The following is a 14,970-nucleotide window of genomic DNA, read 5'->3' as shown; positions in this document are numbered from 1 at the left end:
AAATAATATATGTTGCGTTATTTTAGTATCAAAAGATTTTTATAGAAAGTAGAAAGTTCATCAATTTAAACTAAAATTCCAAAAGAAGTTTTAAAAAATAGAAGAGGCTGTTTTTGTCGTGAATTTTTCTAAAAATAGCATTCCTTTGTAAGAATTTCCATTTGTGTTCAATTTCGGACTCCAAACAGTGATGCAATATTCATCAGGGTGAATTGCTACAATACCGCCACCAACGCCACTTTTACCGGGCAAACCAACACGGAAAGCAAATTCGCCAGATTCATCATAAAAACCACAGGTAAGTAGAATAGCATTGATTCTTTTTGCTTGACTTTCGGTTAGGATTTTATTATTTTTATGTGTGATAAAATTATCGTCTGCTAAAAAGAGAAAGATTGTAGAGAGTTCTTTACAACTCATCGCTATAGAACAGGTATAAAAATAGAAATCTAAAACTACATCAACATCATTTTTAATATTGCCAAACGATTTTATAAAATTACACAAAGCAATATTTCTAAAACCCGTACTTTTTTCTGATTTTGCTATTTTATCATCATAATTTAAATTTGGATTATTAGAAATTTCTCGACAAAAATCTATAAAATCTTCTTTTGGATTTTTTAAATGACTAATTAAAACATCGCAGATTACAATAGCACCAGCATTAATAAAGGGGTTTCTTGGTTTTCCGAAATCGGCTTCTAATTGCAATAAAGAATTAAACGGATTGCCGGAAGGCTCTACATCTACTCGTTCCCATAATTTTTCTCTTTCTAATTGATACGCCAATGTTAGGGTTAGAATTTTGGAAATACTTTGAATTGAAAACTTCTTCTCATAATCTCCAATTCCATAAGATTGCTTGTCTATAGTTGTGATATTTATCCCAAAATTATCAGGTGAAATAGTACCAAGTTCAGGAATATAATTGGCTACTTTACCCGAATCATCTGTGTTTTTTACCTCAACATAAATGTCTTCAATTATTTTTTGATAATGTTTCATTGATAATTTTTCAAAATTAGTTGTCATACAAATATCATTTAAAATTTCACCAAATAATATGTATTATTGAAACATTCTTTTATCAAAAGGAAAATCTGTAACATCGACTATTTTAATCTTTTTAAACTGCTTGTGATAAGGATTTATTAAATAATTAAAATCGTCTTTAACAACCGCAGAAGGCACTTTTAAAACACAAAACTCTAAGGTGTCAATAAATAAATCGCCAATTTTTTTAGTTTTAGAATTTGGTAGCATAGCATTCCAGTTTTCATTTAAATCTTTCAAATCAATTTTTTTAATGGCAATTTCGTCAGGAACATCAATAGTAAGCATTACAAAATCTTTTGGTAAAGTCGCAATTGTTAAATGCACTGCAACTTCTGCCATTGCTAAAGCTCTGCTTTCTGCTGTGTAGATAATTTCTGTGCCTTTAGAATTCCATCTATTGTTAGATTTTGCTGCGCCTTTTCCATTAAATGCAGTTGCATATTTTTTCTTTGATAATCTAAAAAGCTTCATTAGGCAAAAATTCCATGCTCTATTCTGTTTAATTCTTCCATGACCAATTCTTTGCCATAAGAATCTTGTAAAAGTTCTGAAGGTTTTAAATTGTTGAATATAAAGGATGGTGTATGTAACCACAAATAAAACTGTTCTGTAGAATCGAAAACATCTTTACCAAAATTGGTAACCTCTGCCAATTCTATAATTTTTTCTGTATGAATTGGTTTAAATAAATGATTTTTGTCATTGCTATATCTTTGTAAGGATTTTTTAGAAATATTTAAATAGTTTGCCCATTCATCTTCCGTAAAAGGAATTATTTTTTTAATAGCATTAAATATTTTATGAGGCAACCCTTTTTTAATAACTTGAATAACAAGCATTTTGTTGTCAAAAAAATCTGAAAAAGAATTATTTTCTTTATTAAAATTAAATACAGACGCTGTATTTAAATTTTTTGCATACCCATTTATGGCTTCATTAACCGCAGTAAAATCGGAAGTGTTTTCTTTATAATTCATAATACAAATACATTTGACTTCAAATATACGACTTTTGTCTTGGGTTTGAAAATTTATTTTTCTTTTGATTTAAACTTTGAAAAACAATTTTATCAGCATACAAAAAGGAACTACATTGCTGTAGATCCTTTTTTTAATTTTAAAGACGTTCTGAATACAATTTCAGAATTCGAAATTTTTACAAAGCTTCTACAAACAAACCTTCATCGGTTTTAGAAACTTTTGCAACATCTTTTTTAGTTAACCCTTTAATGGTTTTATCCCATTTTTTGTTGGATAAACCAGATTGTGATTTGAGTTCGTTTAAATCTATTTTTTCTGCTTTTGTAATGATAGCTAGTAAATCTTTCTCTTCAACAGTGAGTTCTACATCTGCAGCGATTCGCTGCTCAGGGCGCATCTGTGGAAAGAATAATACTTCTTGAATGGATTGATTGTTGGTTAAAAACATAATTAAACGGTCCATTCCAATTCCCATTCCAGAGGTTGGTGGCATTCCGTATTCTAAAGCTCTTAAGAAATCTTCATCAATAAATTCGGTAGCTTCATCATCTCCTTTTTTAGCTAATTTTAGTTGATGTTCAAAACGCTCACGTTGGTCTATAGGATCGTTTAATTCTGAATATGCATTTGCAATTTCTTTACCACAAACCATCAATTCAAAACGTTCCGTTAATTCTGGGTTGGTTCTGTGCTCTTTACAAAGAGGAGACATTTCTTTTGGGTAATCGGTAATAAAAGTAGGCTGAATGTAGTTTCCTTCACATTTTTCACCAAAAATTTCATCAATTAATTTTCCTTTCCCCATGGTTTCATCCACCTCAATATGCATTGATTTTGCGGCGGCTCTAATTTCATCTTCTGTTTTATCATAAATATCAAAACCTGTAAATTCTAAAATAGAATCGCGCATGGTAATTCTTTTATAAGGCGCTTTAAAGTTTATTTTATGCTCGCCAAAAGTAGCTTCAGAAGTTCCGTTTACAGCTAGTGCACAATGCTCTAGGAGTTGCTCGCAAAAATCCATCATCCAATTGTAATCTTTGTAAGAAACGTAGATTTCCATGGCTGTAAATTCAGGATTGTGCGTTCTGTCCATTCCTTCATTTCTGAAGTTTTTAGAGAATTCATACACACCATCAAACCCACCAACAATCAATCTTTTTAGATATAATTCGTTAGCAATTCTCATATACAAAGGAATGTCTAAAGAATTATGATGCGTAATAAAAGGTCTTGCTGCTGCACCTCCAGGAATGGGTTGTAAAACCGGAGTTTCTACTTCAAAATAACCAGCATCATTAAAAAAGGTACGCATTGCATTAAACAATTTGGTACGTTTTATAAAGACTTCTTTTACATGCGGATTTACGACTAAATCTGCATAACGTTGTCTGTAACGCATTTCTGGGTCTGTAAAAGCATCGTAGGTTTTACCATCTTTTACCTTAGGAATTGGTAAAGGTTTTAGAGCTTTAGAAAGCAACTTAAATTCTTTTACCAAAACTGTTTTTTCGCCAACTTTTGTTTTAAAAAGGGTACCAGTAACCCCAATAAAATCGCCTAAATCTAATAAGGTTTTAAAAACAGTATTGTAAAGCGTTTTATCTTCACCAGCACAAATTTCGTCTCTATTAAAATACAATTGTATTCTACCTTCACCATCTTGCAACTGACCAAAAGAAGCTTTTCCTTGTATATTTTTTACCATTAATCGCCCTGCAATAACGACCTGTTTCCCTTCGGTAAAGTTTTCTTTTATATCTTTGGAATTAGCATCTATTGGAAATAAATCTGCCGGATATGGATTGATGCCTAAATCTCTTAGTTTTGTAAGCTTTTCTCTTCGTACAACTTCTTGTTCTGATAATTGCATTGGGTGTATAAATTTTCTGATACTATTAAGTGCGCAAAGATACAATCAAACTACAAATGCACAATTGCGAAAATTATAAAAAAATCAATAATTATTTTAGAATTTACAAAAACAACGTATATTTGTATGTTGCTTTTTGTTGAAGCAACATAGTTGTGTTGTTTTGGCATTTTTAAAAAAATGCCTTGGTTTTGTTAACCAATGGAAAGCTTCCCTTAAATGGGACGCTTTTTTTGTTTTACAGCATTTTTTGTTGCTTTTTGTAGAAATAATCTGCTTGTAACTTCATTAAGTTTCTTGCCATTTTTTGTTTATACGTATACAATTCTTCATCTTCTGTCATATCTTTATACACCTTATTGTCAATAGAAATATCTGCTTGTAACATTTGTTCTCTTTGATGAATTTGTTGCTGTACCCAAGTTTTTATTGCAGATTCATTTTCTTCTAATTTAAAATCATATTCGCCTTTAGGAGCTAGTAATTTTGCAATAATGGGTGATGTTTCAATGGCTAAAAATAATAGAAAAATAAATAAAGAGGGGAGTGCAGGCAATTTGCCAAGTGCAGTTATTCTTGCCATTAAGCCATCAAAATTAGAGATGATGGGGTGTGATTTTGTTTCTAGTAATTTTTGATTTTGTTTTAAAGAAGCAATTGCGGTTTCTTTTTCGAGAATTTTTTTTGAATTTTCTTTTTTAAGTTGATTTAAAGTAGCTAAAGAGGCATCGTGTTTTTCTCTTTTTTCTTGATAAACGGGTCCTTTTCCTAATTTTTTTGTTCCTTTTGTGCCCTCAGCTTCTGTAATATAAGTTTCATATAAAGCATTGGTTTCATTTTCTTTGGATATTATTTCGCCTTTTAAATTATCAATTTCTGAATTCAGTTTTGCAATTTCAGGTGTAAATTGTTGTGCAATTTGTGTTTTATTATCCAACGTCATTTGGTTTTTTTCTGTCAATAAAACCTGATTTATTTCTTTCTCAAACAATTTTAATTCCAGAGGTTTAGAAATAACCACAGCAATAATAACCGCTAAAATAATTCTAGGAGTTGCTTGCAGAAATTCTTTGAATTTAGAATCCGTTTTTTTGATGGTAGAAACTATAAATCGATCTAAATTAAAGATTAACAATCCCCAAATCAATCCGAAGAAAATAGCAGCATATAAATTATCAAAAACAGTATACAAAGCATAACTCCCTGCAATGGTTGCCATAACAGCTGTAAAAAAAACGGTAGCTCCTATGCCTACATATTTATTTTGTTCGCCGTTAGAACAATTGTTGATTAGGTTTTTATCAACTCCGGAGCAAATTAGGAAGAAATTTTTAAGCATACATATAGTTTTCAGTCAGTTAGCGTAAATTTATGAAGAAAAAATACATTTCAATCGAGAACTAAAAATTACTTCTCGATACATTTTTCTCATAAAATCGAAAATCACTCGAAGTAACATCGATTAAGAATACAACGCTTTAAAGCAGAATTTGTTACATCAAAAAACCTCGAAATTTCGAGGTTTTAATTTTATTTTATTTTTTGAAATATGTTTGTGTAAACATTCTGTAAATCATCATAACTCATTTTGTTTTTTAAGTTTTTGTTTAAAAGTATGGTTAAAATACCTTCTGGACTTTCTCTTGTATCAATGTTACTAAATGGATGTTTATGAATAAATGTATAAGCATCATTTATATGGTAATTTTTGTCATTAATTTTAAAATTGAATTTGCTTGGGTTCATGGTAGTTGTTTTAAGAAGCAATTTCCTATAATCAAACTGTTTTTTCTCTTCATCACTAAATTTTGCTTTTGATTCTTTTTCTCTTTCAACCTCAGCAACACTCGTCAATGATAAATTTTCCTTTTCGTTATACTTCATGAAAAAACCCGATGGAACTTCTTTTGAATCTTTATCAAAAATAGAAATACCTTTTAGAATATTGTTATCAAGATGATCATCTTTAAATTTTATGTTAAGGGTGTAATTTAATTGTTTTTTATTGCTTTCATAAAAAGTTTTTTGAGATTTATAGGTAATAACTTGACCAGGTTTTATGTTAGCTGTTGCCTTATCAAAACTAATGGTTTTACCATCTACTTTTAAATATACCTGATAACTTTTTTTAGGAATTATCGTATTTCCAGTATTTTTAATTGTGTAATGAAAATATATTCCACCTTTCTCAGTTCTTTTTTCTATTACTTCTAAGGCTGATAAATCTATCACTTTTTCATTTAATTTTCCATTATCCTTCAAACCATTTTTCACCTTATTTGTGCTATTTTTTATGTCAGCACCTGGTTTTGAAGTGATATAAACATTCTTTGAGCCGTCTTTATTTTTCTCTACTCGTGTACTCTCAATTTCGTAGGGTTTTATTATAGAAATTAAATTTTTAAATGCTATTTCTTTACCATCCACATAATAGATTGCTTTATTTGTTGGTTTAGAATAGTCATAAACTGTATATTGATTTTGAGCTACGTAAAATTCATTATCAGAATTATTCTTGTTGTTCAAGAATCCGTCATTATTTTGACTTTTCTTACTTATTTTTTTCAATTGAGAAGTAAAAGAATTTTCTTGCTTATTATTTGTTTTCGGTGGCGGTGGAGCACCATCATTTCCAGTTCTCTTTTTCCAATCTTTATAAGCTTTTTTGGATTTCAGAACCTCCTCTTTTGTTGCATTGGGTTTTGGAGGTGGAGGTGGTAACAATAATTTATCTTCTTCTGTTAAATCTTTTCTTAATTTGTAGAAAACTTTGTTGTTTTTTCTTAAGGTTATATATGGTTTTCTGGGATTTATAGGACGTGAAACTTTATTTTTATCAGCTCTTGACATTCTAAAATACATGCCACCTAAATCTGAAAATTCTTGATCGATTTCTTTTTGTTCCTTTTCAGTTTTAAAAACATAATGTTTTCCAGTACTTTTTAAATTTTCAAAAGTTTGCTGTTTTCTTTTGTATTCTTTTATAATATCAAGATTTACTAATTTTCCGTTTTTATAGTATCTAGCAATTCTTTCATTTTTATCAAAGGTGTAGTAGTATTTTTGATTATCAATTGTGATATACCAATCTTTATTAAATTTTATAGAATCTTTTGTATAATTTATTTTTAAAGCGTTAACATCTTGCAGTTTTAGTCTAATATCAGTAATTGTTCCATTATTGTTAGAGGGAATACTTTGTATAGAAAATGAGTTTGTGGGAATTGGAGAATCTATATATTCTTTTGAAATAACAACTTCTTCTACTTGTCTTTTTCTTATTTCATTAATTTCTCTTTTTCCTTTTAATTTAATAACATCAGAATTTGGAGATAAAGTGAAATTTTTAAAGCTTATTTGATAAATGCCAGATTTACTTAATTCAATTCTAATTTCTTCAATAAATTGTTTTTTGAGATTAGAATTAGCTTCAGCTTCTAAGACAATATAAGCATTTTTAATATTCGTTATTTTTTGATCTATTTCCTCTTTTAAATCACTCAAAATTAATATGTCATTATTTATTTTAAGTTTTTTATCTTTTTTTAAGAAAATTAGTAGTTCATTACTGTTTTTAGGTTTTACTTCTTCTATTACTTCTTGCGCTTCAACTCTTTCTGCAAAGAGGAAAACAAATCCTGCTAAAAGCGGAATTACCGCCAGTTTTTTCAACCAAATTTTGGTTTTTGAACTTTGTGTTGTCATCATTTTTAATCTTTTTTTAGTAAGTGAATAATTCAAATTACTGGCCAAGTAATATTCGTTGTTCCAAGCAGCTTTGTTTACCAATATATGCTGATAATGGAATGTGTTTTTATGTTGATTAATTACATTTTCATCCGCTAAAAATTCGTGATTTAGTTGCATCGCTTTTTTTAAGAAAATAAACAATGGATTTATCCAAAAAATAGCTTGTAAAAATTCAATTAGTAAAACATCTATGGTGTGTTTTTGAGTAACATGTGTTAACTCGTGGGTAAAAAGCTCTTCTTCAATTTTTCCGTTTTTGTAATCGGTTTTGTTGATGAAAATAAAGTTCCAAAACGTATGAGGTAAGATTGGGTCATCCACTAAAACCAATGAAGCATTTTCAAGTTTTATGTGGGTATGCAACCGTATTTTTTGAATGATTTTAAACAAGTTTCTACCAAATCTGAAGAATAAGAGAATTGAAATGATTACGTATACACCAAAAATATATTTGGTGTAATCAATCGTTTCTTCAACGAGTATTGGTAGAGTTTCTTCGGTGGTAAAAGTAGGTTCAAAGGTTGTAATTTCTGAAGTTGAAATTGCAGGAACTTCAACAGTTAAGGTTGCAAACGGAATTATTAAACTTACGATAACCCCAATTAATAAATAGAAACGATTGAAACTGTGCATCTTTTCTTTTTCTAAAATCAAGTGATAGAAAAATAAAAGTAAAGCTAAACAGCCAGCTGATTTTAAAAAATATGCTATCATTTTTTAGTATTTATATTGATTAATTTCAGCTTTATTTTTAGTATTCAATTTTGATCTATTTAACCAATTGGTACCTTTTAAACTTTCGACGGTAAACGTGTGGTCTGTAAGTTCATCTTCAATATTTTTAACAAGAATTTTAAAATCACTTGAATAATCTGTTCTATTTCCAGCACCAAATTGATCAACTGCTATAGATTCATTTTTATTGAGATTAAAAGTTAATTCTTTCCAATCACAACCTTTTGTGCATTTAAGCATAAAAGAACTTCTTTTTTTCTCAATTTTAATAGTAAAATCTGCTAAATTAGAACTGTCTAATTTTGATTTTTTAGGCGTTACGACTGCTTTGGTAATGTTCTCCTCAATTAATTCTTTATCTAACTTGTAAAAAACTTTATCGTCTTTAATCAATTTGTTATAAGGATGATATGGTTTGATTGCTTTTTTAACTTTATTCTGATTTTCAATTGAAAGTTTTGAATATTGCTTTTTTAACCTGTAGTAATAATCATTAATTACATCTCTTTCTTCTTTTGATTTTTTTGTAAAATGAGGCTCTTTATTTAGTAGCGAGTTGTATTTATTATAAAAATAAGAATATCTCTGCAATGAATAATTTTTAGAATAATTATTCATTATTTTTTTAAGCGAAGATTCATCAAAATTTATTTTTTTTTTATTTTCTAAATACTTAAAAAAATCTTTTTCTCTTTGTTTATTGTTTTGTTCAAAAAATTGATTTGTTTCTAGAGTACAATGTAACATGTAACTATTTATCTTTTCATTATAGTTTTTATATTCTGAAGAATAATATGAGAAGTCAGAAGCTTTATATTTTTGTAAGGCCTCCTTGTTTACCAAAAATCCGTCGATGAAAATGTGGCGATTTGTTTTTTCCTTTTTTAAATTATTTAGAATTTCATTTGTTATTGCTTTCTTTTTTAGTTTTAAAGGAACAACAGGGTGAAGTTTTTTCTTTTTATCATCAGATAATAACGAATAGGGTACTTTAATAGTTTTTTCTTCTTCATCTTTAGTGTATATGTATGTGTTTCTATATCCATATTCTTTAAAAGCATCTAAAACCTCTTCATCAAAATTTTGTTGTGTAATTTTTTGTGTTTTTTGTCCTTCAACTCTTTGTGCAAAAAGAAATAAAAAGCCTACTAATAAAGGAATGATTGTCAGTTTTTTTAGCAATATTTTTGTTGGTGAACTTTGCATTGTCATCATTTTTAATCTTTTTTTTGTGAGTGCATAGTTTAAATTACTAGTCAAATAATATTCATTGTTCCAAGCAGCTTTATTTAATAATAAGTGTTGGTAATTCAATGTGTTTTTATGTTGGTTAATTACCTTTTCGTCTGCTAAAAACTCATGATTGAGTTGTATAGCTTTTTTCAGAAATATCAATGTTGGATTTATCCAAAAAATAATTTGTAAGAATTCTATTAATAAAACATCTAAAGTATGTTTTTGTGTAACGTGTGTTAGCTCATGCGTAAATAACTCTTGTTCAATTTTTTCATTAAAATACTCTTTTTTATTGATGAAGATGTATTTCCAAAAAGTATGAGGTAAAATTTCATCATCAACCAAAATCAAAATTGCATTTTTATAAGAAATTCTGTGGTTTACTTTCGTTTTTCTTATGATTTTGAATAAATTTATTCCAAAACGAAAAAAAAGTAGTATTGAAAATGTAAAATAAGAGTATAGAAAAACGATATTATAATTTATGGATTTTGCAATAGGTTCTAAATTTTTTGAAGTTGTTGCAACTTTTGAAACTGGGGTAAGTGATGAAGTAGATGAAGTTTCATTAATAACTACGGCATTATTTAAAATTGGATTTTCAATATTTTCTTTGGGATTTATTGTAATTTGCTCATCATAAGTAACTGAAGTTATAGTTGCAAGCGGAATTAAAAATGAAGCCAAAACTCCAATCAATAAATAGAAACGATTGAAACTGTGCATCTTTTCTTTTTCTAAAATCAAGTGATAAAAGATTAACAAAAGCGCTAAGCAACTTGCTGATTTTAAAAAGTATAGAATCATTTTTGTTGATTTTTGATTTGAGTATCAATTATTTTTTTTAATTCCTCTAATTCTTGTGTGGTTAAATTAGTTTCTTTTGTGAAAAAAGAAGCAAACTGACTCGCAGAATCATTAAAAAAGTTTTTAATTAATCCGTTTACGTGATTCGAAAAATAATCTGTCTTTTTGATAATGGGGTAATATTCTCTCGATTTTCCAAATAATGTATAGCTGATAAAACCTTTGTCAGAAATCCTTTTTAAAAGTGTTGCAACTGTCGTTGTTGCCGGTTTTGGCTCCGGAAAATCCTCTAATAAATCTTTTAAAAATGCTTTTTTACGTTTCCATAAATACTGCATTAATTGTTCTTCAGTTTTAGATAATTGCATGACTTTTTTATTTTACTCTACAAACATAGAACAAAAAAATGAATTCTACAAATGTAGAGGTAAAATACAGTTAATAAATAATTACATTTGCCATGTTCTTAATAAAATCAACATATGAAAAAATTATTTTTATTATTCAGTATTGTTTTGTTGTCGGCTTGTGGCTCTCAAAAGTTTAAAGAAAAGTGGCTAGATACCGAAGCACCCAATACATTTAAGGCTAGGTTTGAAACCACAAAAGGTAATTTTGATATTGTTGCCAGAAGACTCTGGTCTCCAAATGGTGTGGACAGATTGTATCAATTAATTACGAATAATTATTATCAAGATATAGCTATTTACAGAGTGGTTCCAGAATTTGTAGCGCAATTTGGCATTCATAATGATACGCTTATTAACAATCGTTGGAGAGATAATGGTGTGGCAGATGAACCTGTTTTGGCAAAAAATGAGGCGATGAGTATTTCTTTTGCTAGGGGAGGCGTAAATACAAGATCGAATCAGATATTTATCAATTTAAAGGATAACTATCGATTAGACAAACTTGCGTATTCTGGTGTCACAGGATTTCCTGTGGTTGCGAAAGTTATCGCTGGCAAAGAGAATGTTTTAAAATTTTATGATGGCTATGGAGATAAACTAGGTAGAAATCAAGATTCTATTGCCAAGTTTGGAAATACATTTTTAAGAGAAAAATATCCTAAAGTAGATTATATTATAAAGGCATATATTATAAAATAATTAGTTTGGTGACCTTCTTGTAAAATTGAAGGTACGAATGTTATATATTCAAAATTTTTTACCTCGGAGTCATTTATTTAATTCAAAATAAAAATCACCTACATTTTTAAATGTAAGTGATTTTTAAGCGGATCAATTGCGCTACTTATTGTATTCTAAAGGCAACTTTTCTAGCCAATTGTTTTGCTTCATTTGTCAGCTCTTTGTCTTCACCAACACCCCCGTACGTTAATCTCGTAGGATCTATGCCTGCAGCAACAAGAATATCATACACTGCCTTTGCTCTTCTCTTAGATAGTTTTAGATTATAGCCTTCTTCGCCAGTTTCGTCTGTATACCCAATTAAACCTGCAACAACAGTTGGGTTGTCATTCATAAATTGTTTTAAATAATTAACAGCAGGTAAAGATTCTGTTTGAATTGTTGCTTTATTGGTATCAAAATAAACATTTACATAACCTCTATTTAATAATTCTCTAATAAAACCAACGTTCGAGGCGGTAACTGAGCTCGCATATTTATTTACTTCTCCAGTATCCGAATCCGAATTATCAATCGTATTGGCTTCTCCTTTTCTGGTATATCGAGTATCTAACTCGTAAATTAAATTATTTTTGTTGATTTCAGCATCTGTTTTAACTTTTAAATTTGCTATTTCTTTTTCAGCACTTTTTAAACGTTTTTTAATGTCATCTAGCTCCTCATTTACAGCCATTTCTTTTTCTTGAGAAGAATCTGCTAATTGCTTATTTTTCCCTAGGGCTATATTTAATCCTAGCGATGTGTTAAAATAACTCAAGTTGTTATCCATATTTTCTGTATTTGAACTACCGTCAAAATTTTCTGTTTGATGAAAATTTATAAACGTCGAGATATCGAAAAAAAGAGAAATTCTGTTGGTTAATTTATATTGTGGTGTTGCCCCAAAACTCATATGAGTCATAAAATCACCACCATTATCAATAGGTTCTGTAACGTTTAAAGAAGAAACACCACCACCAACATGTGCTAATAGGTTAAAGCGTTTTGTCCAAGTTTGAAAGTTTAAAACATTTCCTAAATTAAAGACTCCTTCTAAAGTAGCTCTGTAAAGATTTGATTGAAAAGGGTTGCTGTCTCCGGCTTCTTTAAAACTATTATACCCAAGGCCTACGCGCAAACCAAATTTTTCATTGAACATGTATCGAACACCAAAATTAGTTTGGAATAAAGGATCATTATCGTAGCCAGCGCTTAAACTTTGACCTAATTGATGAATACCTGCTCCTAAATCTATTGACCAATGGTCAAAATTTTGTTTTTTTGTATCATTTTTTTGCGCATTTAATTGATAAGAACCCAAAAACACTAATAATACTCCCCAAAATAAATTTTTCATAATTTTCATGATCCAATATTTTCATACATACTATGCAAATTAACGATTTTTTTAACAAGTAATGAAAATAAATTATTTCAATAATCTTTTAGAATCAGTAATCATACATTAATAATGGTGCTACTATTTTTTAAAATTTAATTCAGTAAAATATTTATAAAAATAAGGAATTGTTTCGATGCCTTTTAGGTAATTCCAAACACCAAAATGTTCGTTTGGCGAATGTATGGCATCAGAATTTAATCCAAATCCCATTAAAATAGTTTTACTTTTTAATTCTTGTTCAAAAAGAGCAACAATAGGAATGCTTCCTCCACTTCTTTGCGGAATCGGACTTTTACCAAACGTAGTTTCATAGGCTTTACTTGCCGCTTGATATGCAATGGTATCAATTGGAGTTACATACCCCTGACCTCCATGATGTGGCGTTACTTTTATTTTTACTGATTTTGGTGCGATACTTTCAAAATGAGTTTTAAATAATTTTGTAATTTCTTTCCAATCTTGATTGGGTACTAAGCGCATCGAAATTTTTGCATAAGCTTTGCTGGCAATGACTGTTTTTGCACCTTCGCCAGTATACCCTCCCCAAATTCCATTGACATCTAAAGTAGGTCTTATGGCATTTCGCTCATTGGTAGAATATCCTTTTTCACCGCTAACTTCAGCAATATCCAACGCTTTTTTATAATCGTCTAAATTAAAGGGTGCTTTTGCCATTTCTGCTCTTTCTTCTTTTGACAATTCTTGAACGGCATCATAAAAACCAGGAATAGTTATATGATTATTTTCATCATGTAAAGAAGCAATCATTTTGGTTAAAACATTGATAGGGTTTGCAACCGCTCCGCCATATAAACCAGAATGTAAATCTCTGTTCGGTCCGGTAAGTTCTACTTCCACATAACTTAAACCGCGTAAACCAGTGGTTATTGACGGAATATCATTTGCAATCATTCCTGTATCAGAAATTAAGATAACATCATTGGCTAGTTTTTCTTTATTTCTGGGCACAAACCATGCTAAACTTTCTGAACCTACTTCTTCTTCACCTTCAATCATAAATTTTACATTACAAGGTAAATTTCCTTCGGATGTCATATATTCTAGGGCTTTTACGTGCATGTACATTTGTCCTTTATCGTCGCAAGATCCGCGGGCAAAAATGGCTCCTTCGGGATGAATATCGGTTTTTTTAATAACGGGCTCAAACGGTGGAGACGTCCAAAGTTCTATCGGATCTGCAGGTTGCACATCATAGTGGCCATAGACTAAAATGGTTGGTAAATTTTTATCGATGATCTTTTCTCCATAAATAATTGGATATCCAGGAGTCTCGCACATTTCAACGTTGTCACACCCCGCTTTTTTTAGACTTTCTAAAACAAAATCTGCCGTTAATAAGACTTCTTTTTTAAAAGCTTTGTCGGCACTTACCGACGGAATTTTTAATAGTTCTATTAATTCGTCTAAAAATCGTTGTTTATGTTCTGTTATATAGGACTTTATGGTGTTCATGTGTTCTTATTTATATTTTTATCAAAAATAGAAAAATAATAATGAACTGCTTTGTAGTTTCTGATGATTGTTTATATTTGCAAACCAAAATGCAGGCGTGGTGGAATTGGTAGACACGCTAGACTTAGGATCTAGTGCCGCGAGGTGTGAGAGTTCGAGTCTCTCCGCCTGTACAATAAAAACCTCATCATATTGATTTTAAATATGTTGAGGTTTTTTAGGTTTATAATTTGTACAATTATTGTATTGTTAGTCCTTTTTCTGCCTGAATTTTCTCTTTTACCACCTCTCATATTTTTTGATTGTTTTTCATTCTAGATAAATTTAATTATTTAAATAATAATCTATCAAATCCTAACCATTTTGTAAGGCTGTTGTTTCTAATATATTACTAACTGTAATTTTAAAGCCCTGTTTATTTAATTCAGTTGCTTTAATTGATGCTCTGTGTTATAAGTATTATTATTTGGATTACCATCATCCAGTAATAATGTTCTTAATCTTTTAAAAAGTTTAGATACCTGT

Annotated in this window: 11 protein-coding genes and 1 tRNA gene; 2 read left to right on the top strand and 10 right to left on the bottom strand. The window is 29.5% G+C overall.

Features of this window, described 5'->3' with window-relative positions; translation table 11 throughout:
- Positions 1-90: 90 nt before the first annotated feature.
- The 8 genes from K8354_RS11185 to K8354_RS11150 form a co-directional block, all read right to left on the bottom strand.
- Entirely contained in the window at positions 91-1,008 is a 918-nt protein-coding gene (locus K8354_RS11185; protein WP_223447669.1) for a glutaminase, read from the bottom strand.
- Positions 1,009-1,071: 63 nt separating this feature from the next.
- Positions 1,072-1,530, bottom strand: coding sequence for an RES family NAD+ phosphorylase (locus K8354_RS11180; protein WP_223439654.1), 459 nt, complete (start codon positions 1,528-1,530; stop codon positions 1,072-1,074).
- On the bottom strand, positions 1,530-2,036 hold the full coding sequence (locus K8354_RS11175; RefSeq protein ID WP_223439652.1) for an Xre family toxin-antitoxin system antitoxin: 507 nt from the start codon (positions 2,034-2,036) through the stop codon (positions 1,530-1,532). The genes K8354_RS11180 and K8354_RS11175 overlap by 1 nt, the downstream gene beginning before the upstream one ends.
- Before the next feature lie 178 nt (positions 2,037-2,214).
- Positions 2,215-3,912, bottom strand: coding sequence for a lysine--tRNA ligase (lysS, locus tag K8354_RS11170; protein ID WP_223439650.1), 1,698 nt, complete (start codon positions 3,910-3,912; stop codon positions 2,215-2,217).
- A gap of 238 nt (positions 3,913-4,150) precedes the next feature.
- On the bottom strand, positions 4,151-5,251 hold the full coding sequence (locus tag K8354_RS11165) for a DUF4407 domain-containing protein (RefSeq protein ID WP_223439648.1): 1,101 nt from the start codon (positions 5,249-5,251) through the stop codon (positions 4,151-4,153).
- 191 nt (positions 5,252-5,442) lie between these two features.
- Positions 5,443-8,376 (bottom strand): M56 family metallopeptidase, encoded by a 2,934-nt coding sequence (locus K8354_RS11160; RefSeq protein WP_223439646.1) that lies wholly within the window; start codon positions 8,374-8,376, stop codon positions 5,443-5,445.
- A gap of 3 nt (positions 8,377-8,379) precedes the next feature.
- Entirely contained in the window at positions 8,380-10,440 is a 2,061-nt protein-coding gene (locus K8354_RS11155) for a M56 family metallopeptidase (protein ID WP_223439644.1), read from the bottom strand.
- The gene (locus K8354_RS11150) at positions 10,437-10,808 is read right to left on the bottom strand and encodes a BlaI/MecI/CopY family transcriptional regulator (protein WP_223439642.1); all 372 of its coding nucleotides are present in this window, start codon (positions 10,806-10,808) and stop codon (positions 10,437-10,439) included. The genes K8354_RS11155 and K8354_RS11150 overlap by 4 nt, the downstream gene beginning before the upstream one ends.
- 114 nt (positions 10,809-10,922) lie before the next feature.
- Between K8354_RS11150 and K8354_RS11145 the strand changes: the two genes are divergently transcribed.
- Positions 10,923-11,549 carry a peptidylprolyl isomerase gene (locus tag K8354_RS11145; RefSeq protein ID WP_223439640.1) on the top strand — a complete coding sequence of 209 codons (627 nt, stop codon included), beginning with the start codon at positions 10,923-10,925 and terminating at the stop codon, positions 11,547-11,549.
- Positions 11,550-11,694: 145 nt separating this feature from the next.
- On the opposite strand, the gene K8354_RS11140 is transcribed toward K8354_RS11145, so the two are convergent.
- The gene (locus K8354_RS11140) at positions 11,695-12,936 is read right to left on the bottom strand and encodes an OmpA family protein (protein ID WP_223439639.1); all 1,242 of its coding nucleotides are present in this window, start codon (positions 12,934-12,936) and stop codon (positions 11,695-11,697) included.
- A 114-nt stretch (positions 12,937-13,050) separates the two neighbouring features.
- Positions 13,051-14,445: a dipeptidase gene (locus K8354_RS11135; RefSeq protein WP_223439637.1), complete on the bottom strand. Its 1,395-nt coding sequence runs from the start codon at positions 14,443-14,445 to the stop codon at positions 13,051-13,053.
- 91 nt (positions 14,446-14,536) lie between these two features.
- Between K8354_RS11135 and K8354_RS11130 the strand changes: the two genes are divergently transcribed.
- Positions 14,537-14,618 (top strand) — tRNA-Leu (locus tag K8354_RS11130).
- Positions 14,619-14,970: the final 352 nt, after the last annotated feature.

The sequence above is a fragment of the Polaribacter litorisediminis genome, assembly GCF_019968605.1.
In the GTDB taxonomy this organism is placed as follows: domain Bacteria; phylum Bacteroidota; class Bacteroidia; order Flavobacteriales; family Flavobacteriaceae; genus Polaribacter; species Polaribacter litorisediminis.
Note: the sequence above shows the minus strand (reverse complement) of the source record. Positions and strands in the feature narration are given on the sequence as shown.

Coding starts and splice junctions, on each gene's coding strand:
- lysS (WP_223439650.1), bottom strand. CDS start 3,912: ATGCAATTATCAGAACAAGAAGTTGTACGAAGAGAAAAGCTTACAAAA.
- K8354_RS11135 (WP_223439637.1), bottom strand. CDS start 14,445: ATGAACACCATAAAGTCCTATATAACAGAACATAAACAACGATTTTTA.
- K8354_RS11175 (WP_223439652.1), bottom strand. CDS start 2,036: ATGAATTATAAAGAAAACACTTCCGATTTTACTGCGGTTAATGAAGCC.
- K8354_RS11140 (WP_223439639.1), bottom strand. CDS start 12,936: ATGAAAATTATGAAAAATTTATTTTGGGGAGTATTATTAGTGTTTTTG.
- K8354_RS11180 (WP_223439654.1), bottom strand. CDS start 1,530: ATGAAGCTTTTTAGATTATCAAAGAAAAAATATGCAACTGCATTTAAT.
- K8354_RS11145 (WP_223439640.1), top strand. CDS start 10,923: ATGAAAAAATTATTTTTATTATTCAGTATTGTTTTGTTGTCGGCTTGT.
- K8354_RS11165 (WP_223439648.1), bottom strand. CDS start 5,251: ATGCTTAAAAATTTCTTCCTAATTTGCTCCGGAGTTGATAAAAACCTA.
- K8354_RS11150 (WP_223439642.1), bottom strand. CDS start 10,808: ATGCAATTATCTAAAACTGAAGAACAATTAATGCAGTATTTATGGAAA.
- K8354_RS11155 (WP_223439644.1), bottom strand. CDS start 10,440: ATGATTCTATACTTTTTAAAATCAGCAAGTTGCTTAGCGCTTTTGTTA.
- K8354_RS11160 (WP_223439646.1), bottom strand. CDS start 8,376: ATGATAGCATATTTTTTAAAATCAGCTGGCTGTTTAGCTTTACTTTTA.
- K8354_RS11185 (WP_223447669.1), bottom strand. CDS start 1,008: ATGAAACATTATCAAAAAATAATTGAAGACATTTATGTTGAGGTAAAA.